Here is a 26,374-nt window from a genome sequence, read left to right as displayed (position 1 = left end):
ACAGCCTCCGCCGTCGCTTATAAGGACGAACGTCGTCCTCCGACAGCCTTGACCGCACGCCCCGCATGACAGGCGCGCGCCACGCGGCTATTAGGCCGCCATGTCGAATGCGTCCCCCACTCCCCGCCCCGTCCACGTCATCGGCGGCGGCCTCGCCGGATCCGAAGCGACCTGGCAGATCGCCCAGGCGGGCGTGCCCGTCATCCTGCACGAAATGCGCCGGGACGAGCCGGAACAGGTCCGCACCGACGCCCACCATACAACGGGCCTGGCCGAACTGGTCTGCTCCAACTCCTTCCGCTCGGACGACTGGGAGTTCAACGCCGTCGGCCTGCTGCACGCCGAGATGCGCGCGCTGGACAGCCTGATCATGGCCTCGGGCGACGCCAATCAGGTGCCCGCGGGCGGCGCTCTGGCGGTCGACCGCATCGGCTTTTCGGACGCCGTAACGGCTAGACTGGAAGCTCACCCCCTGGTGACCATCGTGCGCGAAGAGATCGCGGGCATTCCGCCGGAAGACTGGGACAACGTCATCGTCGCCACCGGCCCGTTGACCTCGCCCGCCCTGGCCGACGCCATCCTGAAGGCGACCGGCGAAGAAAGCCTCAGCTTCTTCGACGCCATCGCGCCGATCCTGCACGCCGACAGCATCGATTTCGACGTGGCCTGGCGCCAGTCGCGCTATGACAAGGAAGGCCCCGGCGGCGACAAGGCGGCCTACGTCAACTGCCCGATGGACAAGGCCCAGTACGAAGCCTTCATCGACGCCCTGCTGGACGGTCCCAAGGCCGACTTCAAGGAGTGGGAGAACGTCCCCTATTTCGACGGCTGCCTGCCGATCGAGGTCATGGCCGAGCGCGGCCGCGAGACCCTGCGCCATGGCCCGATGAAGCCGGTCGGCCTGACCAATCAGCACAACCCGACGGTCAAGCCCTACGCCATCGTCCAACTGCGTCAGGACAATGCGCTGGGCACCCTGTTCAACATGGTCGGCTTCCAGACCAAGCTGAAATATGGCGCCCAGACCGACGTCTTCCGCATGATCCCCGGTCTGGAGAACGCCCAGTTCGCCCGTCTGGGCGGCCTGCACCGCAACACCTTCCTGAACAGCCCCAGGCTGCTGGACAAGCAGATGCGGCTGAAGGCCATTCCGCGCCTGCGCTTCGCCGGTCAGGTGACCGGGGTCGAGGGCTATGTCGAGAGCGCGGCCATGGGCCTGCTGACCGGCCGTCTGGCTGCGGCGCAGGCATTGGGACGCGACCTGTCTCCGCCCCCGCCGGAAACCGCCATGGGCGCCCTGGTCGAGCACATCACCGGCGGCCACCTGGAAGGCTCCAAGTTCCAGCCGATGAACATCAACTACGGCCTGCTGCCGCCGCTGGAGGCGCCCAAGGTCGATGAAGACGGCAAGCGCATCCATCCCAAGGAGCGCGGCCGCGCCAAGAAGCGTCTGCAGAGCATCCGCGCCATGGATGCGCTCAAGGCCTGGCGCGACGCGGCGCAGTAATATCGTCACCCTCGGGCTTGTCCCGAGGGCCCATCGTCGAGCCTGTCCCAATGGAGTGGAATGATAGCCGCAGCCTCAAAGCGGCTCCTACCGCGACTGAAATCCGCCATAGGCCCTCGGGACAAGCCCGAGGGTGACGGTGAGGGGCGGATTATTGAAGCTTCGCGCCGCCGGGTTTGAAGGCCAGGGTCATCGCCGCCATGGCGACGAGGCCCAGCCCCATCAGCATCCAGGCCTGACTCAGGTCCGACAGGCGGTCGCGCAGCAGCCCGGCCGCCAGCGGCGACAGGCTGGCGATGAGGTAGCCGCCCCCCTGAACGAAGGCGAGCAGGTCGCCTGAGCGCACCGGATCGTCGACCTGGTCCATGGCTAGGATCAGGGTCAGCGGAAACACCGCGCCGATCCCCAGGCCCAGCAACAGCATGACCAGGATCGCCAGACTGACCGGCGCCAGCACCAGTCCCGCCAGACCGATCAGCGCCAGGGCCACGGCCGCCAGCATCGGCCCGCGCCGGTCGGGAAAACGCGCGATAAACAGGGACACCAGCACGCCCGCCAACACCTCGGCGCCCGTCATGCCGCTGAGCAGGAAGCCCGCCGTCGTCCGCGCCTGCCCCATGTCGACGTAGTACGGCGGCAGCCAGGCCAGCACGAGCGTATAGGCCGAGGTGCCCAGCCCCAGAATCGGGACCAGCGCCCACGCCCTCGGCTGCTTCCAGAACGGAAGCTCGGGGTGGGTTCCTTCGGCCACGGCGGCGCGGTTCGGCTCCTCGGCCGCAGGATCACGCGCGGCGATCATCCAGACGACCGCCGCCAGGAAGGCGGGAACCGCCCATAGGGCCAGCGCCCCGGCCCAGCCGACCGCCTCGGCCCACCCGGCGGCCGTCGCCGCCGCCACGGCCGCCCCGCCCATGATTCCGGTCGTATAGACGCCCATCACCGTGCCGAAGCGTGTGGGGAACGCCCGCTTGATCACGACCGGCGCCAGGGCCTGGATCAGGGCGACGCCGATACCCACCACCACGGCGCTGGCGATCAGACCGGCCGTCCCGTCGAAGATCGCTCGCGCCAGACAGGACAGGCCGATCAGAACCGCGCCCAGCAGGATGCCCTTGCGCTCGCCCAGCCGTCGCCGCAACGGCCGGATCGACAGGGCGCCGACGCCGATCATCGCCACCGGCAAGGTGGTCAGCAGGCTGGCCGTGGTCGAGATCCATGCCGGTCGCCGCTTCGATCAGATCCAGCAGCGGCCCGACCGCCGCCATCGCCGGGCGCAGGTTCAGCGCCAGGGCGAAGATGGCGGCGACCAACAACAGGCCCGCGCCGCGCGACGGTTGCGAGGCGTTCGACTGATCCATCCGAGGTGACTCCGGCGACGAAAGGCGATAATGTCTCGCTATCAAGTATCTTGATGTCAAGACAATGACCGATCGCGCTTCCCGCGCCGCCGCCCAGTGGGCTGTCGCGCGTCCCGACCTCGACCTGCTGGCCATGGAGACGCTGGGCCGTCTGCACGAGGCCTCCATCCTGGTGACGCGCGAGCGGCAGGCGCCGCTTTACGCCCGCTACGGCCTGCAACATGGCGAGTTCGACGTTCTGGCCACCCTGCGCCGCGCGCCCTCAACCGACGGCCTGACGCCCACGGCCCTCTATGAGGCGACGATGATGTCGTCCGGCGGCATGACGGCCCGGCTGGATCGGCTGCAGAAATCCGGCCTGATCGAGCGCACGCCCCACCCCAGCGACCGCCGCGCCTCACTGGTCAGGCTGACGCCCAAGGGGTTCGACCTGATCGACGGCCTGATGCCGCTGCACATGGCTGAGAGCCAGGCCATGCTGGCCGACCTGTCGCGCGACGAGCAGGTTGCGCTGGGGGCTCTGCTCGCCCGGCTGATCGCCGGGCTGGAGCGTTGAGCGTCAGCCCGCCATGATCGCCTTCACGGCCACATAGGCCGCAACGACCAGGATCAGCCCGGCGAACAGGCGCCGGCCCAAGGCGGCGTTGGCTCCCAATCGGCTCGCCAGCGGCAGACCCGCCACTGTGCCCGCCGCGCCGCCGACCGTCATGGCCCCGACCAGGGTCCAGTCAACCAGCCCCGACAGGCTGTAGTTGACGGCCGTGCTGGCGCCGAACGCCGCCACGCTCAACAACGAGGTCGCCTGCGCCGCCGCCAGGGTCATCCCCGTGGCCCACATCAACCCCGGCACGATGAGAAAGCCGCCGCCGATACCGAAGAATCCAGCCGCCACGCCGACGCCCGCGCCCGACGCCGCGACACGCGGCGCCATGTCGCGATTCAGGCGCACGCCGGGATCGCCGTCGCCCTTCCTGGAAGACAGCATCGCCAAGCCCACCATCGCCATGGCCACGGCGAAGGCCAGCAGCAGATGGCGTCCGTCGATAGCCTTGGCCACGGATGAGCCGACCCAGGCCGCAGCCGCGCCCGTGACGGCGAACACGGTCGCGCAGGGCCAGCGAACCCGACCGGCCCGCGCCTGGCCCGCCAACGCCGTCAGAGCGTTCAGCGACACTCCCGCCGCCGAAACCCCGATCGCCACATGGGGATCACGCACCCCGACGACATAGAGCAGAAGCGGCACGGCCAGAACCGATCCGCCGCCCCCGAACACGGTCAGCAGCAGGGCGACCACGCCCCCGCTCATTCCCGCCAGAAGCAACGGCGTCAGGCCCATGGTCTCAGGCCCTCTTCATGTTTCGGTTCCAGGGCATGACCGCCAGCAACCGCGCCATGCCGCAGAAGCCGGTCGCCCCCGCCACGAACAGACCGGCGCCGACAAAGGCGCTGATCCCCCAGAAGCCAGGATGGACCATGACGCCCAGCGCCCCGCCCAGCAGGATCAGTCCCCCTGCCGCCATCTGCACCTGACGCATCAGCTCCAGCGGCTGCTTGCGGTCGGCGCGTACAGGCAGTCCCGCCTTCTTCCAGGCGTCCAGCCCGCCTTCGAGAACGTGCGCCGGACCGTCGATGCGCGCGGCCAGCCGGTCGCAGTTTCCGGCCGTGCGATTGCCGCTCCGGCACATGAAGATCGCATCCTTTCCGGGCTTGAGGCTCAGCTCGGCGCCTTCGAACACGGACAGGGGGGCGGTCACGGCGCCCGCAATATGCTCGCGCGCATGCTCGTCCGGCTCGCGCACGTCGATCAGCACGGCCTGGCCCGCCTTGAGGCGGGCGGCGACATCGGCGGGCGAAAGAGAGATCAGCGGGTTCATTGAAATTCCTTCCAGGGAAGCGGCGCTCAGAGCGCCTCAGGCGGACAGAAGATCTCCGCCAGGATCCCGATCACCTTCAGGGCGGCCGGATCGGCGATGCGATAGAAGACGGCCGTGCCGCTCCTGCGCGCGCTGACCAGACCGTCCTCGCGCAGGCGCGCCAGATGCTGGGACAGCGCCGACTGCGACAGGCCCACCTGAAGGTCGGACACCTGACGCTCGCCCTCGCCGATCTGGCACAGGATCATCAGACGGTTTTCATTGGACAGCGCCTTCAGCAGCCGGGCGGCGTCGCCCGCGCTGACTTGAAAGCGTTCCAGTCCCATGGCTTCGAGATCGATCATGCAGCCCATATATTCGATCTTGCTAAATTAGCAATACCTAATATTTAGAGACGAAACGGAGACCCATCATGACCCACCATCCGCTCCATCCTGATGTCGTCGGCTTCTTCGATCCCGTCACCCACACCGTGACCTATCTGGTCTCGGACCCCGCGACCGGGGCGGCGGCCATCATCGATCCGGTGCTGGACTATGACCCGGCTGCCGCGCGGACATCGACCGGCTCCATCGACCGAGTGCTGGAGGCCCTGGCCGCGCATGACCTGAAGCTTGAGCGTGTGCTGGAGACCCACGCCCACGCTGACCACTTGACCGGCGCAGACGAAATCCGCACCCGCACCGGCGTCCCCATCGGCATCGGTGAGAAGATCACCCGCGTCCAGAAGACATTTGGCGATCTGTTCGACGCCGCCGACGTGACGCCCGACGCCGTGGTGTTCGACGAAGTCTACGCCGACGGCGCGCGCTTCATGCTGGGCGCTATCCCCGTCGAGGTGCTGCACACCCCCGGCCATACCCCGGCCTGCGTCAGCTATCGGATCGGCGATGCAGTCTTCGTCGGCGACACCCTCTTCATGCCTGACTTCGGCACGGCGCGCTGCGATTTCCCCGGCGGCGACGCCGGCGTCCTTTACCGCTCGATTCAGCGGGTCCTGGCGCTGCCGGAGGACACGCGCGTCTTCGTCGGACACGACTATCTGCCCGAAGGCCGCACGGAGTTCCGCTGGGAAACGACTGTCGCCGCCCAGAAGGCGGACAACATTCATATCGGAGGCGGCCGCTCCGAAGCCGCTTTCGTGGCCCTGCGCGAGGCGCGCGACGCCACGTTGAAGGCGCCGCAGCTTATCCTTCCCGCGCTTCAGGTGAACATCCGCGCCGGCGCCCTGCCTCCAGCCGAGGCCTCGGGCAAGCGGTTCATCAAGCTGCCGTTGAACGCACTCTAAAGACGCCCGCGCAGAACCGACCAGAACAGCCGCAGCCGTTTGAACGGCTCAGCCTCTTCAGGCCGCGTCAGCGCCGCAGGCGCCACGGCCGGAAAGGCGGCCGTCGGCAAGCGCTTCAGGGCGGCGTTCGCCGTCCGACGGGCCGCCGTCGCTTCGTCGGTCCGCCCCGTCTGAGCCAGGCCGCGCACACGGCCCGCCCCGGCGACCGCCGCATCATGTCCTTCCCCCGCCAAGATGCGCGCCGCGACCTGCATCGGCCCGACATAGAAGGCGTCCAGGTCGTGCGCCTCGCCATGCACCCGGCCGATATGCGCCTGGATCAGGGCGTCGAAGGGCTCGCGCGACAGACCATGCCGCGTCACGGCGGCCGTCAGCGCCTCCAGAATCGGGTGGCCGACGCGCGGCGCATCGCTGAACACCCCGTCCATCTGTTCGGCCCACCAGGTGTATCGCATCTCGGCCAGCAAGGGCTGCGTGACCCGCGTGGGAATGGCCATCAGTCCCGCCTCGAAGGCGTAAAGGGCGATCAGATCCGCCCGAGCCGCTTCGTCCGCCACGAAACGGCTGGCCAGCCAGCGGTCTAGATCGGCGGCGCGAACCTGAGCATCAAGATCAACAGTCATGGCGACAGGCCCTTCGACCATTGAAGCGATCGCATCAAGCCCGGAAAGCAAACGGCCCGCCTTCCTTTCGGAGGGCGGGCCGCGATTTGGAGACGGACGTCGTCCTTACGGACGGCTGGCCATGCCCAGCTTGACCGGCGTAGCGTCGGCCTTGCCGCCGCCGCTGCGGTCCACGCCCCACAGAAGAATGATCGGCGCGCCCACATAGATGGACGAGAAGGTGCCGATCACGACGCCGAAGGCCAGGGTGATCGAGAAACCGCGCAGGGCCTCGCCGCCGAAGACGGCCAGGACGATCAGCACGATCACGGTGGTCAGGCCGGTGATGATGGTCCGCGACAGAGTCTCGTTGATCGACAGGTCGATCACCTCACGCAGAGGCATGACCTTGTACTTGCGAAGGTTCTCACGCAGGCGGTCGAACACGACGACGGTGTCGTTCATCGAATAGCCGATGACCGTCAGCAGGGCCGCGACCAGATTGAGGCTGAACTCCATGCGCAGGGCGACGATGAGACCGAAGGTCAGCGCCACGTCATGCAGCAGCCCCGCCACGGCCCCGATGCCGAACTGCCACGGGAAGCGGAAGGCGATGTAGAGGAACATCAGCACCACAGCCACGACCAGGGCCAGGACGCCGTTGGTCAGCAGTTCGCCCGAGACCTTGGAACCCACGACGCTGACGCCGGAATAGCCGACTTCGCCCACAGCCTGGCTGATGGCGCCTTCGACCTTCTGAACGACAGCGGTCTGATCCTCATTCTCCGGCACCTGGAAGCGCACGATGGCGGTCGAGCCGTCATCCAGGTTGGTGTCGCGTCGGGCGATGCCCTGAACCTGGACGTCGCCCAGATCCAGCCCGCTGACCGCGCCGCGCAGCTTGTCCAGCTCCAGCACCTGACCGGCGGGCTTGGCGACTTCCATCGAGGCGCCGCCCCGGAAGTCGATGCCCAGGTTCAGGCCGGGATAGAAGCAGCCGATGATCGCCGCCACCGTCAGGATCGCCGACAGAACGGCGAAACCCTTGGCGTATTTGACGAAGTGGAAATTCGTCTTGTGCGGCAGCAGTTTGATAATGGGCCAACCGTTCATCGACATCACTCCGCGATCGGCAGTTTCTTCGGCTTGGCGATCTTGAGCCAGTAGCCGAGCAGGACTTGGGCCGTCAGCACCGAAGAGAAGACGGAGGTGAAGACGCCGATGGTCAGGGTCCAGGCGAAGCCGCGCACGGGGCCGGCGCCGAACATGAACATGATGATCGCAGCCACCAGGGTGGTCAGGTTGGCGTCGATGATGGTGCCCATGGCGCGGTTGAAGCCCGCGTCCATCGACGCCACCACGGAACGCCCCTGACGCGCCTCGTCGCGCATCCGCTCATAGATCAGCACGTTGGCGTCGACGGCCACGGCGAAGGTCAGGATCAGACCGGCGATGCCCGGCAGGGTCAGCGTAGCCTGGGTCAGCGACATGGCCGCGACGATCAGGATGCCGTTCAGCACCAGGCCGATCACCGAAATGCCCCCGAACAGGAAGCCGTAGGCCAGGATCATGAAGACCACGATGACCACGAAACCCAGGGCGGTCGACAGGGCGCCTGCGGCCACGGCGTCGGCGCCCAGTTCGGCGGTGACGACGCGGCGTTCCTCGACCTTCAGCGGCGCCGGCAGGGCGCCGCCGTTCAGCAGGTTCACCAGTTCGGACGCCGAGGCGATGGTGAAGCTGCCGGTGATCTGACCACGGCCGCCGGTAATCGGCGACTGAATGGTCGGCGCCGAAATGACCTTGCCGTCCAGGATGATGGCGAAGGGCTTGCCGATGTTCTGGGCCGTCGCCTCGCCGAAGCGACGCGATCCCTGACTGTCGAACTGGAAGTCGATGGCCGGACGGTTGTTCTGGTCGGCGCCGACGCTGGCGCGGGTCAGGTTCTCGCCCGAGACCAGAATGCGACGCTTGACGAGGTAGGGCGTGCCGGCGTCATCGACCAGCAACTCGGCGTCCGGCGGCACACGACCGGCCAGGGCATCGTTCAGGCCGGTCGGCGAGGTGTCGACCATCTGGAAGGTCAGCTGAGCCGTACGACCCACCAGACGCTCCAGCTCGGCCGGATCGCTCTGCCCCGGCGCCTGGATGACGATCCGGTCGGCGCCCTGACGGGTGATGGCGATTTCCTTGGTGCCCGAGCTGTCCAGACGGCGGCGGACCACCTCGATCGACTGATCGACGGCGGTTGCGCCCATGCTGGCCAGAGCCGCGTCGGTAAAGGCGTAGCGGATACGGCCGCCGCCCAGCTTGGTCGCCACCCGGTCCGGCTGGCCGGTCGGGCCGACGCCCTGCTGCGCCATGGTGCGCAGGGTGTTGAAGGCCGTGTCATAGGCCGCGCCTTCGGCGACCGTCACGACGACGCCGCCTGCCTCGCGCTGCATGCCCGTGATGTTGACCTGGTCTTCCCGCAGGGAAACCCGGACGTCTTCCATCAGGTTCGAAATGCGCTTCTCGCGCATTTCCGGCACGTCGACCTCAAGCAGGAGGTAGGAGCCCCCCTGCAGGTCCAGGCCCAGGTTCAGGCCGTTGCTCGGCAGCCAGCTCGGCAGAGCCTCGCGCTGCGCCGGCGACAGCACGCTCGGGTAGGCCAGGAACAACCCGAGGACGAGCGACAGCGCGACCAGGGTGATTTTCCAGCGTGAAAGCTGAATCATGTCTCGGTTCTCTTCAGGGCCGGCGCGCGCCGCGCCGAGGCGAGGCTATCAGCCCTTGTCGTTGGCGGCGATGGCGGTGCGGTTACGCACCTCGGCGATCATCGCCTTGACCACGCGGACGTTCACGCCCTGCGAGATCTCGACCATGGCCTCGGCGTCCTCGACGCGGGTGACCTTGCCGACCATGCCGTTGGACAGGACGACCTCGTCGCCGCGCTTGACGCCGGCGATCAGGGCCTGGTGCGCCTTCATCCGCTTCTGCTGCGGACGGATCATCAGGAAGTAGAACAGGATGAAGATCGCGACGATCGGCGCGATCTGGATGACAAGGGCCATCAGGCCGCCGTCTTGGGTTGCAGTCATGAAAAACTCCCCGAGGCGGGCCGCGCCTTCATCGGGGGCCCTTCGAAAAAACAAGGCGCGGAACCTAGGGCGCGCCGGGCCGATTTGCAACGCGACGCGATGACAAGTCCGGGACAAGAGCGTCCGGGCGTCGCCGCCCGGACACGCCGCTTCACCGGATCAGCGCGGCAGGACCGTCAGCGGGTCCAGGGCGACCGGATCGTCGCCGCGCATCTGACGCACTTCATAATGGATCGACGGGCGGCCGTCTCCGGCGGTCAGCCCCACCGTACCGATGACCTGACCCGCCCGCACCTGGGCTCCGTCGCGCACGGTGGCCGAGCCCAGATGACCGTAGACCGTGCGCCATCCGTCGCGGTGAACCACCAGGACCGTCAGCCCCTGCCCCACGATGTCGTCCCCGACATAGGCCACCGTGCCGTCGGCCGAAGCCTTCACCTCGGTTCCGGCCGAAGCGCCGATGTTGACGCCGTTGTTGCGCTCGCCCATGCCCACGGGGCCGAAACGACGCAGGATGTCGCCTCGCACAGGCCATTGGAGAGCCAGCGGACGCCCAATCTCGGCCAGCGGTGCGGCAGACGTATCCACAGCCGGCGAGCGGGTCGGCGGCGGCAGAGGCGCATTGCCGCTGGGCGGCGGCGGAGGCGGCGGGGCCACCCCGTTGTTCGGCGTCCGCACGCCCACCGGCGACGGCCCCGTGGCGTAGGGATCGGCGCCGCCGTCCACCGCGCTATCCGGCAGGATGATGCGCTGACCGGAGCTGATGGCGCCTCGCGGCCCCAGTCCGTTCAGGTCGATCAGAATCTGGACCGGGGTGCGGAAACGTCGTCCCACGCCCGAAATGGTGTCGCCCGGCTGAATCACATAGGTCGCGCCAGGCATGGCCGGATTGCCGGCGGCAGGCGGCGGCGTCACCGTGATCGGCGCGCCGGTCGAGGGATAGGCCGGGCCGCCCGCCGGCGGCAGGCCGCCGCCCTGGATGTCGCCGGCCGGGGCGCGAGGCCCTTCCTGCACGGGCGGCTGGGCGGGCTGCTGCGGCTGCGTCGCCTGGCCTTGATAGTAGGGATTGTTCGGATAGGCGCCGGGCTGCTGCCCCTGCTGTTGGCCCTGCCCCGGCTGCGGATAGCCGCCCGCCCCCATCGGCCGGGTCGAATAGCGCGGCTCGCTCGGATAGGTCGAACACGCCGTGACCGCCAGCGCCCCGCCGACGACCGCCGCCGCCCTGATCCAGCCTGTGAAGCCGCTCATGCGTCTCTCCGTATTAACCTTGTTCAGCATCTCGAAGCCGGTTTGCCCCGGCCCGCCGCCGAAGCCAACCCGGCAACCCGCGCAAAAGTGGGGCGGAAAGGTTAATGGAGCGGTGAGATTTCGCCCCTCACCCCTCTTTCGCCGTCCCTTCGACCAGGGGAACGAAGCGGACCTCGCACAGGCTTTCGCGCTGGAAGCTGCCGTCCGGCTGGCCGGTGTAACGGTTCAGCATCTGCACCGAAGTGCGGCCGACCGGCGCGACCAGGACGCCGCCCGGCTTGAGCTGTTTCAGCAGTTCCGTCGGCTCATGCGGTGAAGCGGCCGTGACCATGATGCGATCGAACGGCGCCTGTTCCGGCCAGCCCTGCCCGCCGTCGCCGTGGCGGGTGAAGACATTGTCGATTCCCAGGATTTTCAACCGGTTCTCGGCCTCGGTTAAGAGGCTCTTGTAACGCTCGACCGAATAGACGAAGCGCGCCATGCGGCTGAGGACCGCGCACTGATAGCCGCTGCCGGTGCCGATCTCGAGCACGCGGTGGCGCGGCTGGACGTCCAGCGCCTGGGTCATCAGGCCGACGATGAAGGGCTGGCTGATCGTCTGGGCGCAGTCGATCGGCAGGGCCTGATCCTCCCACGCCTGATCGAGGAATTTCTCATGGACGAAGACGGCGCGGTCGATGGACTCCATCGCCTTCAGAACCCGCGCGTCCGTCACCCCCTGACGCCGCAGCGACAGGATCAATCGGCCCGCGCGGTCGTCCTTGAGACTCATTTTTCCTGCGGCCCCTTGGGCGGCGCTCCGCCCAGCACCTTCTTCAGGTCATTGACCGACTGCATGTGCGTCAGATCGATGTGCAGCGGCGTGACCGAGATGCGGCCCTCGTCCATCGCCCGCAGGTCGGTGCCGTCGGCGTGCTCCTGCGGCGCGCCGCGGAAGGCCATCCAGTAGTAGTCGCGGCCGCGCAGGTCGGTGCGGCGGATGGCGTGCATCTCGCCGATGTCGCGGAAGCCCTGGCGCGTCACCTCGACCGTCTTGACCAATTCGGGCGGCAGGCGCGGGAAGTTGACGTTCATGACCACGCCCTCCCCCCACTTCTGCTCCAGCAGGCGGGCGACGATTCCGGGACCGAAGGCTTCGGCCGTTTCCCAATGGGCGACCGCCTCGTCGTGGAAACGCTCCAGCGACTGCGACAGGGCGATGGAGCGGATGCCGAAAGCCATGCCCTGAAGGGCGCCCGCCACCGTGCCGGAATAGCTGACGTCCTCGCCCACGTTGTGGCCGCGATTGACGCCCGACAGCACCAGATCGGGCTTCTCGGGCATGATGTCGTTGACGGCCAGGATGACGCAGTCGGTCGGGGTGCCGGTCACGGCGAACCGCTTGTCGCCCAGTTGATTGACGCGCAGCGGCTCGGTCAGGGTGATGCCTCGCCCCTTGGCCGACTGCTCGGTCTGGGGCGCCACGACCCAGACGTCGTCCGACAGGGCGCGGGCGATCTTCTCAAGGCAGGCGAGGCCCTCGGCCTCGATGCCGTCGTCGTTGGTCAGAAGGATACGCATCAGTTGGACGCCACGCCTACAGTCTTGAGTCCGCCCATATAGGGCTGCAGGGCGGCCGGAACCGCGATGGTCCCATCCTCCTGCTGATAGTTTTCCATCACCGCGACCAGGGTGCGGCCGACCGCCAGACCCGAGCCGTTCAGGGTGTGCAGGAACTCGGTCTTCTTCTCGCCCGCGCGTTTGAGCCGGGCGTCCATGCGCCGCGCCTGGAAGTCGCCGCAGTTCGAGCAGGAGCTGATCTCGCGATAGGTGTTCTGCGAAGGCAGCCAGACCTCGAGGTCATAGGTCTTCTGCGCCGAGAAACCCATGTCGCCCTTGCACAGCAGCACCTTGCGATAGGGCAGCTCCAGCGCCTGCAGCACCGCCTCGGCGCAGCCGGTCATGCGTTCATGCTCGGCTTCGGAATCCTCCGGGCGGCAGATGGAGACCATCTCGACCTTGGAGAACTGGTGCTGGCGGATCAGACCGCGCGTATCGCGCCCCGCCGACCCAGCCTCGGCCCGGAAACAGGGCGTCAGGGCGGTCATACGCAGGGGCTGGGCGACCTCGTCCTCGGACAGGATCTGCTCGCGCACGAGGTTGGTCAGGGAAACTTCGGCGGTCGGGATCAACAGATGCTCGCCCGAGCGGAACAGGTCTTCCTCGAACTTCGGCAACTGGCCTGTCCCGAACATGGCGTCGTCCTTGACCATGTAGGGCGGCGCGACTTCCTGATACCCGTGCTTATCCGTCTGCATCTCCAGCATGAACTGACCGATGGCGCGTTCCAGACGCGCCAGTTGGCCCTTCAGCACGGCGAAGCGCGAGCCGGACATCTTGGCCGCGGCCTCGAAGTCCAGCAGGCCCAGCGCCTCGCCCAAATCGGCGTGATCCTTGGTCGGGCCGGTCGTGCGGGGTTCGCCCCATTTCAGGACTTCGACGTTGTCGTTCTCGTCGTCGCCGTCCGGCACATCGGCGGCGGCCAGATTCTTCAACCCGGCCAGCAGGTCGCGCAGTTCGGCGCCCTTGGCGGTTTCGGCCTCGCCCGCCTCGGCGATCTCGCCCTTGAGGGCTTCGACCTCGGCCTTCAGGCGGTCGGCCTCGGCCATGTCCTTCTTGCCCATGGCGGCGCCGATGGCCTTGGAGGCGGCGTTGCGCTTGGCCAGGGCGTCCTGGCCGCGCGTCTGGGCGGCGCGCAGGTCCACGTCCAGCGCCCGAATGCGCGCGACGACATCGGCGGCGTCATCCACGCCGCGCGACGACCAGCCTGCGACGAAGGCTTCGGGATTGTCGCGAATGGCTCGGATATCGTGCATGGCGTCGCTCTTTCGGCGCTCAGGGAAGGAGAGCCGAAGGCTGTAGCGCCCCGCGCGGAGTCGGGCAAACCCCGCGCCCGATTTCTTAACCCTGACGCGCCGCCTTGACCTTGATCTCGACGCCGATGGCCTTGGACACCCAGTCGCCGCCCGCGTCCGACGCCATGCCCATGTTCAGAGCCGTGCGGTCCAGTTCCAGCTTGCCCTCGACCGTGGCCTCGCCGCTCGCCTCGTCGAAGGTGAAGGGCAGGACGACCGGGACCGTCGTCGTCTTGATGCGCAGGGTTCCCGTAGCCTCATAGCGGTTGCCGCCCAGCGCCTTGAACGCCGTCGCCTCGAAGCGGGCGGTCGGATAGGTCGACGTGTCGAACCATTCGGCGCCCGGCAGGCTGCCTTCCTGGGTGGCGTCGCCGGTCCTGGCCGTGCCGGTCTGGACCGTCACCACGGCTTTCGATCCAGCCAGATCGGCCGGGTCGAACCAGACTTGCGCGTCCCATTGCTCGAACCGGCCGGTGAAGGCCTTGCCGGTATGGGTTCCGGTGAACTGGATCGTCGAGGCGGCCTTGTCCACGGTCCAGGCGACGGCCGTGCCCGGCGTCACCGCCGCGTCAGCCGCAGGCGCGGCGGCAGGGGCCGAGGCGACCGCCTGCCCTTCCGCCCTCGGCGCAGGCCTGGCCGCCAGACCGAAGGCGGCGCCGATCACAACCACGAAGGCGACGCCCGCCAGCCGCTCAGCCCAGCGCAGGGCCGGGGTCGGTTCAGGCGCGACGCCATGCGCGTCATCGCCGTGCGGCAGGACGGGGATCATGTGCGACAGCACGCCGTCACGGTCAAAGAACTGGTGCTTCAGCGCCGCCCCGACGTGCAGGGCGACCAGGACGATTGCGCCCCAGGCCAGCTTGCTGTGCGCGCCCATGGCCATCCAGGCCGTTGCGCGGCGGGCGGCTTCGGAGGCGTGCTCGATGAAGGGCAGGTGTGGAATGGTGAACAGGCCGAACCAGCTGGTCGCCACGGCCAGCGGCGTGTCCGTGACCACGGCCCAGCCGGTCGAGACATAGATCCACCCCGTCAGCGGCAGGGCCAGCATCAGGGCGTAGAAGGCGGCGTGCGTCGCCCGCGCGGCGAACTGCTCCCACCCTTTCATGGCCCCCGGCAGAGCCGGAACCGGGTGCGTCAGCCGCCACACGATCCGCAGCGCCGTCAGCGCCAGGATCAGGAAGCCGATCGACTTGTGAATCTGGAAGACGCGATAGGCCAGCGCCTGGCTGTCCGGCTCGACGATGGCGTCGCTCATCCACCAACCCATCGGGATCATCGACAGGATGGCGACCGCGATCAGCCAGTGCAAGGCGATGGCGACGGCGCTGTAGCGGCTGGGGCGGCGGGTCATGAGAGCTCTCGCGTCAGTCTGAACATGAAGAAGGCGGGACCGACGGCCCCGCCCCTTCGTCGTGGTTCGCCGATCAGGCGGCCGGAGCGGCCGGGGCGACTTCCTTGATAAACTCGGCGTCGAAGCGGATCGTCACCTCATCGCCGACCGGGCCCAGCGGCATGCCGAAATCGGTCCGCTTGATCTTGCCTTCAGCCGCAAAACCGATGGCCGGAGCCGGCACGAAGGGGTGCTGTTCCAGGTCGCCGTTGAAGGTCGCATCCAGGGTCACCGGCTTGGTGACGCCCAGGAAGGTCAGGTCGCCCGTCACCTTGGCGGTGCGTGCGCCGGTCAGCTCGACCTTGGTCGACTTGAAGGTGATCTGCGGGAAGGCCGTGGCATTCAGGAAGGCCTTGTTCTTGGCGATGTCCTCGCTGAAGCTCTTGAATCCTGTGGCGGCGTGAGTGCCGAGGTAGTCGCCCGGATAATTGGTGTCGACCGAGGCCGGGTCGATCGTCGCCTCGACCGTGCTGTTAGCCAGGTTGGCCGTATCGAGCGTGATCTTGGCGTCGAACTTGTTGAAGCGCGCCGTGTAGTTCGAGATCGAGTTATGCGGCAGCGACCACTGCAGCGAGGCGTGGGTCGGGTCCATCACATAGACGCCCGAGGTCGCCTTCAGCGCGACCGGAGCGGTCGAGGCGGCGTCGGTCGTCGGGGCGCCGGCGGTGTCGGCGGGCTGGCTGCAGGCGGCCAGCAGGGCGGCGGCAGAAACAGCGATCAGGGCGGCTTTGATCTTCATGGGAAGGAAACCTCGGTCAGACGGTTGAAACGAAAACTGGACAGACAGTCCGGAAACAGGTCGATTGTCCGTCCGGCCTCGCCGTCGGACTGCAACAGTATATGTTGCCATTCACGCGCTTCAAGCCCTCGATCACGAATTTCGCCTCGAGCCTCACGAAAAAAGGATTGAGGTGCGCCGGGCGGCGACGGCGCCTATCCTCGCGACTCACATGACCATCCGCCGCCTCCCCCCGAAACCGTCAACCGCATCGCCGCCGGCGAAGTGGTCGAACGCCCGGCCAGCGCCATCAAGGAACTGGTCGAGAACGCCATCGACGCCGACGCCCGCAGCATTGAGATTCAGGCGGACGGCGGCGGCCTGACCCGTATCCTGATCGCCGACGACGGCAAGGGCATCCCGCGCGACGAACTACCCGTCGCCATCGAGCGCCACGCCACGTCGAAGCTGGAGCCGGACGACGCCGGCGACGTGGACCTGCTGCGCATCTTCACCCTCGGTTTCCGGGGCGAGGCCCTGCCCTCCATCGGCTCGGTCGCCCGGCTGAACATCACCACCCGCGCCAAGGCCGAGGCGGGCGAGCCGCAGAACGACGCCTGGGCCGTGTCCGTCGAGGGCGGCGCCCAGCGGCCCCTGTCGCCCGCCGCCTTCCCCGGCCCGCACGGCGCGCGGGTCGAGGTGCGCGACCTGTTCTACGCCACCCCTGCCCGGCTGAAGTTCATGAAGTCCGAGCGGGCCGAGGCCATGGCCATCTCCGAAGAGATAAAGCGTCAGGCCATGGCGCACGAGGCCGTCGCCTTCACCCTGACGCTGGACGGCAAGACGACCCTGCGCCTGCCCGCCGAACATCCCGGCGACGAAGGGCGGCTGAAACGCCTCGGCGCCCTGCTGGGCCGCGACTTCGAGGCCAACGCCCTGTTGATCGATCAGGAGCGCGACGGCGTGCGTCTGTCCGGCTATGCGGGCCTGCCGACCTATTCGCGCGGCAATGCGGCGCACCAGTTCCTGTTCGTCAACGGCCGCCCGGTGCGCGATCGCCTGCTGCAGGGCGCCCTGCGGGGGGCCTACGCCGACTTCCTGGCGCGCGACCGGCACCCGGCGGCGGCCCTCTTCATCGACATCGACCCGCTTTATGTCGACGTGAACGTCCACCCGGCCAAGGCGGAGGTGCGCTTTCGCGACCCGGCGCTGGTGCGCGGCCTGATCGTCGGCGCCCTGCGCCACGCCCTGCACGCCGCGGGACACCGCGCCTCGACCACAGTCGCCGCCGACGCCCTGTCAGGGTTCCGCCCCCACACCGGCGACGCGCTCTACAACCCTGCTGCGCCGCAATCGTTCAGCAACGCCGCGCCGGGCTGGAGCGGCTGGCAGGGCTGGTCGCAACCGGCCGCCGCCGCCCAGAACCTGCCGGGCCTGAACGAACGCTCTGGCCGCGTCGAACACACATGGAGCGGTGAAGCCGCCGCCCCCAGCTACCGCACGCTGGGCGAAATTCAGGCCGACCACGCAGGCCAGATCACGCCGGGCGTCCCTGCCCCGGTCGACCTGATCGACTATCCGCTGGGCGCTGCGCGGGCCCAGCTTCATGCGAACTACATCGTGGCCCAGACCCGCGACGGCCTCGTCATCGTCGATCAGCACGCCGCGCACGAACGGCTGGTCTATGAGCGCATGAAGGCCCAGATGGCCGACGGCGCCGTCACCCGTCAGGCCTTGCTAACGCCCGAAGTGGTCGAACTGGACCCCGCCGAGGCCGAGCGCGTCGCCGCCAAGGCCGAGGAACTGGCCGAGATGGGCCTGATCGTTGAAGCGTTCGGCGCGGGCGCGGTGCTGGTGCGTGAGACGCCCGCCCTGCTGGGCGACACGGACGTTCAGGGCCTGATCCGCGACATCGCCGACGACCTGTCCGAACACGGCGCCGCCCTATCGCTGAAGGAACGCATGGCCGAGGTCTGCGGCACCATGGCCTGCCACGGCTCGGTGCGTTCGGGCCGCGTCCTGTCGGCGCCTGAGATGAACGCCCTGCTGCGCCAGATGGAGGCCACGCCTCACTCCGGCCAATGCAACCACGGCCGCCCGACCTATGTGGAGCTGAAGCTGCACGACCTCGAGAAGCTGTTCGGGCGGCGCTGATCTTTTCGTCGCCCTACCGCTTCGCTACTTGAGGGCATGACCCCTTCCGTCCTCTTCGTCTGTCTCGGCAACATCTGTCGCTCGCCGCTGGCCGAGGCGGCCTTCCGCGAAGAGGCGCGTCGCCTGAAGCTGGATGTCATCGCCGATTCTGCAGGAACCGGCGGCTGGCACATCGGCGCTCCGCCCGACCCGCGCGCCCAGGCGGTCGCCCTGAAGAACGGCGTCGATATCTCGGCCCTGCGCGGTCGCCAGGTGAAGCCCGCCGACTTCCGCCGCTTCACTCATCTGGTGGCGATGGATCACGAGAACCTGGCGAACCTGCGCCGCCTCGCCCCGCCCGACGCCACGGCGGAACTGAGCCTGCTGCTGGACCACGTCGAGGGCCGCGCCGGTCAGGCCGTGGCCGACCCCTATTTCGGCGAGGACGACGGCTTCGATGTCACCTGGGCCGACGTCACGGCCGGCGCCCGCGCCCTGGCCGCCGAGCTCCAGCGTCTTAGAGGCTGAGCGTCTCGACCAGGCCGCTGGCCTTGCCGCCCGACGCCGCCTCTCCGCCGCCGATGGCGTAGATCACGCCGTCCACGCTGGCCGCCGCCAGGCCATGGCGCGGCGTTCGCATGGCCGGACCGGCCGTCCAGGCGTCGCGCGCCGGGTCATAGATCCAGGTCTCGGCGAAGACCCCGCCCCCGCGCCCTTCGAACCATTCGCCGCCGAAAGCGATCAGCTTGCCGCCTGCCTCGGCCATCGCCAGGCCGCCTCCGACCTGCCGCCCCGTGGCGGGCGAGGCCGGGATCGGCGCCAGCGTGTCCCAACGGTCGCGGGCGGGATCATAGCGGTCCAGCCGTCCCGTTCCGCCGCCGTCCACCGTGCGGCCGCCCGCCACGAACAGCTTGCCGTCGAGCACCGCCCCGGCCGCACTGTTGCGAGCCATCGGCGCCGGACGCGCCGTTTCCCAGCGATTGGCGGCGGCGTCGAAGACCAGATGGGTCGCCACATCGGCCTGGTCGTTCCACTGACCGTTCGCCTCGCCCTTGGGCGAGCGGCCGGTGACCAAATGCACCCGATCGCCCACAGACAGGCCGACTGTTTCGCACAGACGCTGCGGCATCTGACCGACCTGGGCCCAGACGCCCCGGTCGATGGCCCAGATGTCCGTCATGGCCGTCCATTCGCCGCCGTCGCGCCGGTCGTAGCCGCCGAAGGCCCAGATCTCGCCCGGCCGCCGACGCCAGCATCGGGTGATGGCGCGGTTGCGGCAGTCGCGGCCCTTCGCTCCAGCGATCCGCCTTCACGTCATAGATCGCCGTCCGGTCATTGATGTGCAGCCCGCCCGCCGCCGACCGCACCAGGCCGCCCGCGATCGTGATCGAACCGTCCTGGGCGGCGCAATAGATCTCCTGCGTCGGCCAGGGCATGGAGGCGCGGGGCGTCCAGCCTGTCTCGGCGCGGGATACGACGGGCGCTGCGACGACGGCGGCGACGGCGGCGAGGAAGGTGCGGCGGTGCAGGGTCATGCCGACAACCCTAGCCGTTCGCCTCGTCCTGCGCTAGAAATCCGCCTCTTCCCCCAACGGGATCGAACCATGTTTGAGATTGTAGCCACGGCATAGGCCCGGACGCTGATCGTCCCAGGCCTCCTGAACCCGCCCCGCGCCGCCTTGCGTCGGGCGCGTATCTTCTCATGCCTTGGAAATCTCAATCCCATGAACCTGTCACGTGCGGAGCAACGCACGCTCCACGCCCTCGCCCAGGGCGGTCGCATCCTGCTGGAACGCGACGAACAGGGCCGCATCCTAGCCGCCCGCTGCTTCACTCGCGAAGGCTGGGTGCTGGACGGCTGCAATCTGGATCAATGGCGCAGCCTGAAGCGCAAGGGCGTCATCAAGTCCCGCAACGGCGGCCCTTATGTCGTCAACCGCGAGGGCCTCGGCCGCCTGCGCAGCCGGGCCGACAACCGGACCTCAGGCCGAGGCTTCTGACGCCCTGAGGAACAGGACGCGCGCGGCGCCGTAGTCGCGCGCGTCCAACCGCTCATAGCCGGGCGTGTCGATCTCGGGCTCGTCCGAGCCGCGCTCGAACACCACGACAGCGCCCGGCGCCAGCCAGCCGCCCTCCAGCAACCGCGCCAGCGTCTGTTCCCCCAACCCCTTGGCGTAGGGCGGGTCCAGGAACGCCAGGGTGAAGGCCTCGCCCGCCGAACCGGGACGCGGCCCCAGGTCGGTCGCGCTGCGCCGATGCACCCGGCACCGGCCGAACAGGCCATAGGCGTCCATGTTCTCGCGGATCGCGCCGCGCGCGCCGTCGTCCGTATCCACGAACAGGCAGAAGGCCGCCCCGCGCGACAGGGCCTCGAACCCCAGCGCGCCAGAGCCGGCGTACAGGTCGATCACCCGCGCCTCATGCAGCCCCTCAGCCCACGGGGCGTGCTCCAGCACGTTGAAGATCGCCTGACGCGCCCGATCCGAGGTCGGGCGCGTGTTCTGCCCCTCGGGCGTGACGATGGCGCGGCCTCGATATTGTCCAGCGACGATTCTCATGGGCCCGCCTCTGGACCGACCCGGCTCGCAATGCAACGGTCGGCCCATGTCGAACGTCGGATTCTCGATTACGATTCCCGCTTACATCCTTGTCGCGGCCGAGGAAGCACGACGCAGCCCCCTGATCGCAAACGTCCGCCCCATCGCACGTTGGAAGGGGCTGGCGGGCTTTATCGCTTTTTCGCTTGTCCTGATGTTCGCCGTCTCCATCGTCATAGCCTTGGCGATAGCCTTCATCGCGGCGATGGGCGTTGCTCAGGCAAGCACCCTGGGTCCTGTGCCGGAGGGGCCCGACCGACTGTATGGCGAAGTCGTATTCGTGCTGGAGCTCGGCGCGGTGCTCGGCCTACTGGCCGGCGCGGTCCTGTTGAGCGCCAAGGTCGCCTATCGGGCGCCGATGACGGCTTTTCTCTGGCCCGGCCGCCTATTCGCGCAGAAACAGCTATGGCTCGGGTTCGCCGTCATGGCCGCCGTGGGAAGCGCCAGCGTCGTGATCTACAACCTCATCGACCCCGCTGGTGCGGCGCCGATCCTGAATCCCGCCTATTCGATCGAAAGCCGCCTGTTCTACGTCGCCGCCGCCGCTCTCGGCCTGTTCGTCGCAGCCGCCGCCGAAGAGGTCGTCTTTCGCGGCGTCCTGCTCCGGGTGACGGGCGGGTTCACCAGTAGCCTGCTCATTCTATGCCTGTTCAACGCCCTCGTGTTTTCCGCCGTTCACCTGGACCCCGATCCGGCGGCCTTCGTCGCGCGCGCCATGTCAGGCCTGGTCTGGGCCTGGGCGGCCTTAAGGCTTGGCGGTCTTGAGTTCTCCATCGGCGCGCACTGGGCAGGCAACCTCGTCATCGCCCTGCTGGGCGAACCGCTATCCAGTGAACCGCCGCCGGGAGAGGTCGTGCCATTGTCCGTGCTTGCCTATGAAGGCGTCGCCATGATCGTGGTGCTGATCGTGGTCGAACACATCGCCCGCTCCCGCCGGGTCCAGGTCTCGGCGTAGAGAACCTCGACCTCGGCGCCGGTCGTGCCGGTGCGGTCGCCGGCGAAGGCTTGGCTTCCGTTCAGAGTCTTCAGCCTCGTCCGCGCGGGCCCCCGCGACCGCCGCCGCCCGAAGGCTTGCCGCCGAAGGGTTTGCCGCCGCTGCGAGGCCCACCGGGACGATCTCCCGAGCGTGCATCGGAACGCCCGCCGGCGCCGCTCGGGCGGCCGAAAGGCTTATTGCCAGGCTTCCCGCCCGGACGGCCGCCCTTGGCCGGGCCGCGACGGTCGTCGATGAACTGGTCCGCGCGCGGTTCGCGCGGCTTGAACGGGCGGCGCGGACGGTCATCGTTCCCAGCACCTTCACCCTCGCCCGGACGAGCGCGCGGTTTGAAGGTCTTGGAATGCTCGAATTTCGGCTTGGCCTTGGCCCAGCCTTCCTTGCGGGCGGGCTTGCCGAACTCGGCGCCTTCTTCCGCAGCCGTCTCGGCGGCGCGGACACGGCTGGGCTTGCGCGACGGGTCCGACATGGCCGAGCCGGACTTGCCGCGCACGATCGGCGTGCCGGTGCGGCGGCCGGGAACCGGCGCGGGCGTCTCGACCGTGTTGCCGGTCGGCAGGTTCTCGGGGCGGATATGATCGGCCAGCATCTCGCGGATTACGCGCGGGCCGACTTCCTCGACCGCGCCGACCGGCAGGGTGCCGAGTTGGAACGGACCATAGGCCAGGCGGATCAGGCGGTTGACCGTCAGGCCGACGCTCTCCAGCACCTTGCGGACCTCGCGGTTCTTGCCCTCAGTGATCTGGACGCTGAGCCACAGGTTCGCCGAGGACTTCTCGCCCTCGGCCTTTTCCTTGGCCTTGTCGATGGTGGCCTCGACCGGGCCATAGCGCACGCCGTCGACGACGACGCCGTCCTTCAGCTTGTCCAACTGCGCCTGGGTGATGCGGCCGCGCGCGCGGGCGCGATACTGGCGCACCAGGGCCGTGTCCGGCAGTTCCAGCGCCCGGCTGAGTTCGCCGTCGTTGGTCAGCAGCAGCAGGCCCTCGGTCGCCAGATCCAGACGGCCGACGGAGATCACGCGCGGCAGGCCGCTGGGCAGGGCGTCGAACACGGTCGGGCGGCCCGCCGGGTCGTTGTGGCTGGTGATCAGGCCCGCAGGCTTGTGATAGCGCCAGACGCGCGTCGCCTGTGCGGCCCCGATAGGCTTGCCGTCGACGGTGATCTTGTCGTCGCGTTTCACCAGCACGGCGGGCGTGTCCAGGATGCGGCCGTTCACCGCCACCTTACCCAGACCGATCAGCCGCTCGACCTCGCGACGCGAAGCGATGCCCGCGCGGGCCATGGCCTTGGCGATCTCGTTCGGTGCGTTCCGGCGCCTTGGCTTCAGGCCCAGGCTTGCCGCCCGATCGACCCTCGGCCCGGTCGCGGGGCTTCCCGCCCGGCTTGCCGCCCTTGTCAAAGGGCTTTCGCGGGCCCTTGTCGGCGAAATTGCGGGGACCGCGCGCGCCGTCGTCTTGACGGGAGCGGGGCTTCTTGTCGTTGTCTTTGGGATGGCGATCCATGATGAGCGGTTCATGAGCATGGCGCTCGATCTGGCGCAAGCGGCGGCTGAAGCCGGCGAGGTTCCGGTCGGCGCGGTAATTGTCGATGAAACGACCGGCGAAGTCCTTGGGCGTGGGCAAAACGGCCCCATTACGGCCCATGATCCGACCGCACATGCCGAGATCATCGCCCTGCGCGATGCAGCGGCGAAGTTGCAGAATTATCGCCTTACCGACCTGACCCTCTATGTCACGCTGGAGCCGTGCGCCATGTGCGCGGGCGCCATCAGCCACGCTCGCATCGGCCGCGTGGTCTGGGGCGCGGATGATCCCAAGGGCGGCGCCGTCATCAACGGCGGGCGTTTCTTCGACCAGCCGACCTGCCACTGGCGACCACAGGTCGAGGGCGGCGTCCTGGCCGATCCGGCGGCCGACATGCTGCGCGGCTTCTTCCGCTCACGCAGGAAATCCCGCACAGGAACGACGGGCGACGCAGGGCGTTGAGCCTTCAAGCTTGACCTTGAGAGGGGCCTCCCTTGCCGACTCGTATCCTCTGGCCCGCCATCGCCGCCCTGGTTCTATTGTCCGGCTGCGGCCCTGAACCGCGCAAGGCCCCTACAGATGGCGAAGAGGTGCGCGAGCGCGCTGTCGAGGCCCAAACCGCGCGCCGACGCACCGGCGCCGAACTTCAGGACCGAGCCCTGAACCGCGTCGTCCACGCCGTCTACCTGTGCAACAATTCCGAACGTCTGTCGGTCGACTTCGACAATCCGCGCCAGATGGCGACTGTGCGCAACTCCAGCGGCGAGGCGGTCGACCTGTACCAGGAGCGCGCCGCCGACGGCATCTGGTATCGCGCCTCGGGCTATGAACTGCGCGGCAAGGGCGTCATGGCCACCTGGACCGCCGCCGACCGCGACCCCACCGAATGCCGCGCGGTGGACTAGGCGAGGCTCCCCAGCCGGTCGTCCAGTCGCCGCCGCACCTCGGGCCAGTCCTCGTCCAGTATGGCGAACTGAGCCGTATCCCGCGCCCGGCCCGTCCAGGTGATCTTATGCTTGCGCAGCACGCCTTCAAAGGTCGCGCCCAGCTTGCGGATAGCGGCCTGGCTGCCTGCGTTCAGGGCGTCGGTGATGATCTCCACCCGGATCGCCCCGTTCGAGAAGGCGTAGTCCAGCAACAGTCGCTTGCACGCCGGGTTGATCGGCCCGCCCCGCGCCTCGGGTCGATAGAAGGTCGAACCGATCTCGCAGCGCCGATGCTCGGGCCTGATCTCATAGAGGCTGGTCGTGCCGACGACCGCCCCGTCGCTGCGCCGTCTGACTGCATAGGCGATGCGCGAACCCGCCGCCATCGCCCTCAGCGCCGCGTCCCACCAGTCGTCGAAATGCGGGCCATAGGCGGCGGCGACCATGCCGTTCCAGGCGTCCGCGTCACAGTCCAGCGCCGCCCTCACCTCTTCCTTCAGCGCTTCGCTGAACGGCTCCAGCCGCACGAAGGCGTCTTCCAGAACGATCGGCGACAGCTTCACGCCGCGCCTTCTTCGATCAGGAAGGCGCGCACCGCCTCCGCGTCGACGTTCTTGTCGGTGAAGGCGTCGCCCACCGCCCGCGCCAGGATCAGGGTCAGGCGCCCGCCCTCGGCCTTCTTGTCCCCCGCCATGCGGGCGATCAGGGTGTCAGCGGCGAAACCGTGCTCCACGTCCGACAATCGCGTCGGCAGGCCCGCCGCGCGAATGCCCGCCTCGGCCCGCTCGGCCTCGGCCGCCGGACACAGCCCCTGGCGCGCCGAATAGCGGAAGGCCATGGCGCAGCCCAGCGCCACCGCCTCGCCGTGGGTCAGGGTCTCGTCGAACGCCAGTTCAGCCTCCAGCGCGTGGCCGAAGGTGTGGCCGAGGTTCAGCAGGGCGCGACGGCCCGCCTCCTTCTCATCCTCGCCGACGATCTGGGCCTTGATCTCGACAGAGCGGATCACGGCCCGTTCCAGCGCGTCGGGATCGCCCTGCGCGCCCGCCGCACCTTCATTGCCCAACCAGTCGAAGAAGGCCGCGTCGCAGATCAGCCCGTGTTTCAGCACCTCGGCCCAGCCCGAACGCACCTGCCGCACCGGCAGGGTGGCCAGGGCCTCGATGTCCGCCAGCACCCGGCGCGGTTGGTGGAAGGCGCCGATCAGGTTCTTGCCGCGCGGGGTGTCGATCGCCGTCTTGCCGCCGACCGAGGAATCCACCTGGGCCAGCAGGGTGGTCGGAACCTGCACGAAGTCGACGCCGCGCATGAACAGGGCCGCCGCCAGACCCGCCAGGTCGCCCACCACGCCGCCGCCCAGCGCGACCACCATGCTCTTGCGGTCCAGCCCCTCGGCCAGCAGCCGGTCCAGCACGGCCTCAAGCTGTTCGAACGACTTGGACGCTTCACCCGCAGGAACGGTGACGATCCCCGTCGCCACGCCCGCCGCCGCCAGAGAGGCGCGCACCGTCTCGCCGTGAATCGTCGCCACCGTCTCGTCGCTGACGATAAAGGCGCGCGTCGGCTTCAGCGCCGCGACCTCCGCCCCCGCCGTCTTCAGCAGGCCGCGCCCGACGACCACCTCATAGGGGGCGAAGGCGCCGCCCGCGACCGGGATCGTCGTGGTCATGACTGGGTCTCCTGCCGTCCGAACCGGCGCAACTGTTTCAGGATGGCCTCGACAGCCTGAGCGTGCGATCCGCCGCCCACATCGACGGTCAGATCGGCCTCGCCATAGATGGGATAGCGCGCCTTGGCCAAGTCGTTCAGGGCTGTCAGAGGATCGCGATTGCGCAGCAGCGGCCGCGTATCGCGTCGCCCCACCCGCTCGGCGATGACTTTCAGATCGGCCCGCATCCAGACGCTGACGGCGTGCTGCTTCATCAGGGCGCGGGTGTCGGCGTTGAGCACAGCCCCGCCCCCGGTCGCCAGCACGATCGGCGGCCCTTCCAGCAGGCGTTTCATGACCCGCGCCTCGCCCGCACGGAACTCCGCCTCGCCGCGCGTGGCGAAGATTTCGTTGACGGTCATGCCCGCCGCTTCCTCGATCACCTGATCGCCGTCGGCGAACGGCAAGCCCAGCCGCGCGGCCAGACGGCGCCCCACAGTCGATTTCCCGACGCCCATCAGCCCCACCAGAGCTATGGTGCGGACCGAAGACAGCGGGAAGGAATCAGGCGAGGCGTCGGAAGGCATGGTCCGT

30 protein-coding genes are annotated in these 26,374 nt (G+C 68.5%); 10 read left to right on the top strand and 20 right to left on the bottom strand.

Annotated features, from left to right (window positions below):
* Positions 1–100: 100 nt before the first annotated feature.
* Positions 101–1,507, top strand: a complete 1,407-nt coding sequence (trmFO, locus tag AC52GN_RS06220) for a methylenetetrahydrofolate--tRNA-(uracil(54)-C(5))-methyltransferase (FADH(2)-oxidizing) TrmFO (RefSeq protein WP_496528521.1) — start codon at positions 101–103, stop codon at positions 1,505–1,507.
* 151 nt (positions 1,508–1,658) lie between these two features.
* On the opposite strand, the gene AC52GN_RS06215 is transcribed toward trmFO, so the two are convergent.
* The gene (locus AC52GN_RS06215; protein ID WP_496528776.1) at positions 1,659–2,678 is read right to left on the bottom strand and encodes an MFS transporter; all 1,020 of its coding nucleotides are present in this window, start codon (positions 2,676–2,678) and stop codon (positions 1,659–1,661) included.
* On the opposite strand from AC52GN_RS06215, the gene AC52GN_RS06210 reads away from it, so the two are divergent.
* Positions 2,620–2,874, top strand: a complete 255-nt coding sequence (locus tag AC52GN_RS06210) for a hypothetical protein (protein ID WP_496528848.1) — start codon at positions 2,620–2,622, stop codon at positions 2,872–2,874. The genes AC52GN_RS06215 and AC52GN_RS06210 overlap by 59 nt on opposite strands.
* 55 nt (positions 2,875–2,929) lie before the next feature.
* Positions 2,930–3,421 (top strand): MarR family winged helix-turn-helix transcriptional regulator, encoded by a 492-nt coding sequence (locus tag AC52GN_RS06205; protein WP_496528520.1) that lies wholly within the window; start codon positions 2,930–2,932, stop codon positions 3,419–3,421.
* Positions 3,422–3,424: 3 nt separating this feature from the next.
* Here AC52GN_RS06205 and AC52GN_RS06200 read toward each other — a convergent pair whose 3' ends face one another.
* From AC52GN_RS06200 to AC52GN_RS06190, 3 genes are read right to left on the bottom strand one after another with little or no spacing between them, the layout of a single operon-like run.
* The gene (locus AC52GN_RS06200; RefSeq protein WP_496528519.1) at positions 3,425–4,201 is read right to left on the bottom strand and encodes a sulfite exporter TauE/SafE family protein; all 777 of its coding nucleotides are present in this window, start codon (positions 4,199–4,201) and stop codon (positions 3,425–3,427) included.
* Positions 4,202–4,205: 4 nt separating this feature from the next.
* Entirely contained in the window at positions 4,206–4,739 is a 534-nt protein-coding gene (locus AC52GN_RS06195; RefSeq protein WP_452111302.1) for a rhodanese family protein, read from the bottom strand.
* 26 nt (positions 4,740–4,765) lie between these two features.
* Positions 4,766–5,083 carry an ArsR/SmtB family transcription factor gene (locus AC52GN_RS06190; protein ID WP_496528518.1) on the bottom strand — a complete coding sequence of 106 codons (318 nt, stop codon included), beginning with the start codon at positions 5,081–5,083 and terminating at the stop codon, positions 4,766–4,768.
* A 68-nt stretch (positions 5,084–5,151) separates the two neighbouring features.
* On the opposite strand from AC52GN_RS06190, the gene AC52GN_RS06185 reads away from it, so the two are divergent.
* Entirely contained in the window at positions 5,152–6,027 is an 876-nt protein-coding gene (locus AC52GN_RS06185; protein WP_496528517.1) for an MBL fold metallo-hydrolase, read from the top strand.
* Here the strand turns inward: AC52GN_RS06185 and AC52GN_RS06180 are convergent.
* The 10 genes from AC52GN_RS06180 to AC52GN_RS06135 form a co-directional block, all read right to left on the bottom strand.
* Complete coding sequence (locus AC52GN_RS06180; protein WP_496528516.1) at positions 6,024–6,650, bottom strand: squalene/phytoene synthase family protein; 627 nt, start codon at positions 6,648–6,650, stop codon at positions 6,024–6,026. The genes AC52GN_RS06185 and AC52GN_RS06180 overlap by 4 nt on opposite strands.
* Before the next feature lie 105 nt (positions 6,651–6,755).
* Entirely contained in the window at positions 6,756–7,748 is a 993-nt protein-coding gene (secF, locus tag AC52GN_RS06175; protein WP_291782212.1) for a protein translocase subunit SecF, read from the bottom strand.
* On the bottom strand, positions 7,748–9,346 hold the full coding sequence (gene secD, locus AC52GN_RS06170) for a protein translocase subunit SecD (RefSeq protein ID WP_343829279.1): 1,599 nt from the start codon (positions 9,344–9,346) through the stop codon (positions 7,748–7,750). Before secD ends, secF begins: the two co-directional genes overlap by 1 nt.
* Positions 9,347–9,394: 48 nt before the next feature.
* Positions 9,395–9,709 carry a preprotein translocase subunit YajC gene (gene yajC, locus AC52GN_RS06165; RefSeq protein ID WP_003165259.1) on the bottom strand — a complete coding sequence of 105 codons (315 nt, stop codon included), beginning with the start codon at positions 9,707–9,709 and terminating at the stop codon, positions 9,395–9,397.
* Between the two features lie 159 nt (positions 9,710–9,868).
* Positions 9,869–10,957, bottom strand: coding sequence for a peptidoglycan DD-metalloendopeptidase family protein (locus AC52GN_RS06160; RefSeq protein ID WP_496528515.1), 1,089 nt, complete (start codon positions 10,955–10,957; stop codon positions 9,869–9,871).
* Positions 10,958–11,084: 127 nt separating this feature from the next.
* Positions 11,085–11,729: a protein-L-isoaspartate(D-aspartate) O-methyltransferase gene (locus AC52GN_RS06155; protein WP_128115360.1), complete on the bottom strand. Its 645-nt coding sequence runs from the start codon at positions 11,727–11,729 to the stop codon at positions 11,085–11,087.
* On the bottom strand, positions 11,726–12,517 hold the full coding sequence (gene surE, locus AC52GN_RS06150) for a 5'/3'-nucleotidase SurE (protein ID WP_291782223.1): 792 nt from the start codon (positions 12,515–12,517) through the stop codon (positions 11,726–11,728). Before surE ends, AC52GN_RS06155 begins: the two co-directional genes overlap by 4 nt.
* Positions 12,517–13,812 carry a serine--tRNA ligase gene (gene serS, locus AC52GN_RS06145; protein ID WP_496528514.1) on the bottom strand — a complete coding sequence of 432 codons (1,296 nt, stop codon included), beginning with the start codon at positions 13,810–13,812 and terminating at the stop codon, positions 12,517–12,519. The genes surE and serS overlap by 1 nt, the downstream gene beginning before the upstream one ends.
* An 85-nt stretch (positions 13,813–13,897) precedes the next feature.
* A complete protein-coding gene (locus AC52GN_RS06140; RefSeq protein WP_496528513.1) occupies positions 13,898–15,202 on the bottom strand; it encodes a YceI family protein in 1,305 nt (434 codons plus the stop codon).
* Positions 15,203–15,275: 73 nt separating this feature from the next.
* Positions 15,276–15,980: a YceI family protein gene (locus AC52GN_RS06135; protein WP_346487661.1), complete on the bottom strand. Its 705-nt coding sequence runs from the start codon at positions 15,978–15,980 to the stop codon at positions 15,276–15,278.
* A gap of 249 nt (positions 15,981–16,229) precedes the next feature.
* Here AC52GN_RS06135 and mutL point away from each other — a divergent pair, with 249 nt between their 5' ends.
* Together mutL and AC52GN_RS06125 are read left to right on the top strand one after the other, a co-directional pair.
* The gene (gene mutL, locus AC52GN_RS06130; RefSeq protein ID WP_496528775.1) at positions 16,230–18,113 is read left to right on the top strand and encodes a DNA mismatch repair endonuclease MutL; all 1,884 of its coding nucleotides are present in this window, start codon (positions 16,230–16,232) and stop codon (positions 18,111–18,113) included.
* Between the two features lie 36 nt (positions 18,114–18,149).
* Positions 18,150–18,620: a low molecular weight protein-tyrosine-phosphatase gene (locus tag AC52GN_RS06125; RefSeq protein ID WP_496528512.1), complete on the top strand. Its 471-nt coding sequence runs from the start codon at positions 18,150–18,152 to the stop codon at positions 18,618–18,620.
* Here the strand turns inward: AC52GN_RS06125 and AC52GN_RS06120 are convergent.
* Positions 18,610–19,323: a Kelch repeat-containing protein gene (locus AC52GN_RS06120; protein WP_496528774.1), complete on the bottom strand. Its 714-nt coding sequence runs from the start codon at positions 19,321–19,323 to the stop codon at positions 18,610–18,612. The two genes, AC52GN_RS06125 and AC52GN_RS06120, sit on opposite strands and share 11 nt — an antisense overlap.
* A 493-nt stretch (positions 19,324–19,816) precedes the next feature.
* Here AC52GN_RS06120 and AC52GN_RS06115 point away from each other — a divergent pair, with 493 nt between their 5' ends.
* On the top strand, positions 19,817–20,092 hold the full coding sequence (locus tag AC52GN_RS06115) for a YjhX family toxin (RefSeq protein WP_291782242.1): 276 nt from the start codon (positions 19,817–19,819) through the stop codon (positions 20,090–20,092).
* Here AC52GN_RS06115 and rsmD read toward each other — a convergent pair.
* Complete coding sequence (gene rsmD / locus AC52GN_RS06110; RefSeq protein ID WP_496528511.1) at positions 20,075–20,650, bottom strand: 16S rRNA (guanine(966)-N(2))-methyltransferase RsmD; 576 nt, start codon at positions 20,648–20,650, stop codon at positions 20,075–20,077. The genes AC52GN_RS06115 and rsmD overlap by 18 nt on opposite strands.
* Positions 20,651–20,696: 46 nt before the next feature.
* Between rsmD and AC52GN_RS06105 the strand changes: the two genes are divergently transcribed.
* A complete protein-coding gene (locus tag AC52GN_RS06105; RefSeq protein ID WP_496528510.1) occupies positions 20,697–21,644 on the top strand; it encodes a CPBP family intramembrane glutamic endopeptidase in 948 nt (315 codons plus the stop codon).
* Positions 21,645–21,714: 70 nt separating this feature from the next.
* On the opposite strand, the gene AC52GN_RS06100 is transcribed toward AC52GN_RS06105, so the two are convergent.
* Entirely contained in the window at positions 21,715–22,968 is a 1,254-nt protein-coding gene (locus AC52GN_RS06100) for a pseudouridine synthase (RefSeq protein WP_496528509.1), read from the bottom strand.
* A 208-nt stretch (positions 22,969–23,176) separates the two neighbouring features.
* Between AC52GN_RS06100 and tadA the strand changes: the two genes are divergently transcribed.
* Positions 23,177–23,671, top strand: coding sequence for a tRNA adenosine(34) deaminase TadA (gene tadA / locus AC52GN_RS06095; protein WP_346487656.1), 495 nt, complete (start codon positions 23,177–23,179; stop codon positions 23,669–23,671).
* Between the two features lie 32 nt (positions 23,672–23,703).
* A complete protein-coding gene (locus AC52GN_RS06090; RefSeq protein WP_496528508.1) occupies positions 23,704–24,114 on the top strand; it encodes an MliC family protein in 411 nt (136 codons plus the stop codon).
* Here the strand turns inward: AC52GN_RS06090 and AC52GN_RS06085 are convergent.
* Genes AC52GN_RS06085 through AC52GN_RS06075 form a run of 3 tightly spaced genes read right to left on the bottom strand, consistent with a single transcriptional unit; the run spans position 24,111 to position 26,367 of the window.
* Entirely contained in the window at positions 24,111–24,698 is a 588-nt protein-coding gene (locus AC52GN_RS06085; RefSeq protein WP_496528507.1) for a GNAT family N-acetyltransferase, read from the bottom strand. The genes AC52GN_RS06090 and AC52GN_RS06085 overlap by 4 nt on opposite strands.
* Positions 24,695–25,801 carry a 3-dehydroquinate synthase gene (gene aroB / locus AC52GN_RS06080; RefSeq protein ID WP_496528506.1) on the bottom strand — a complete coding sequence of 369 codons (1,107 nt, stop codon included), beginning with the start codon at positions 25,799–25,801 and terminating at the stop codon, positions 24,695–24,697. Before aroB ends, AC52GN_RS06085 begins: the two co-directional genes overlap by 4 nt.
* The gene (locus tag AC52GN_RS06075; RefSeq protein ID WP_346487653.1) at positions 25,798–26,367 is read right to left on the bottom strand and encodes a shikimate kinase; all 570 of its coding nucleotides are present in this window, start codon (positions 26,365–26,367) and stop codon (positions 25,798–25,800) included. Before AC52GN_RS06075 ends, aroB begins: the two co-directional genes overlap by 4 nt.
* Positions 26,368–26,374: the final 7 nt, after the last annotated feature.

This window comes from Brevundimonas sp. SS2672 (genome assembly GCF_059579685.1).
This window is presented reverse-complemented; position numbering and strand designations above follow the sequence as displayed.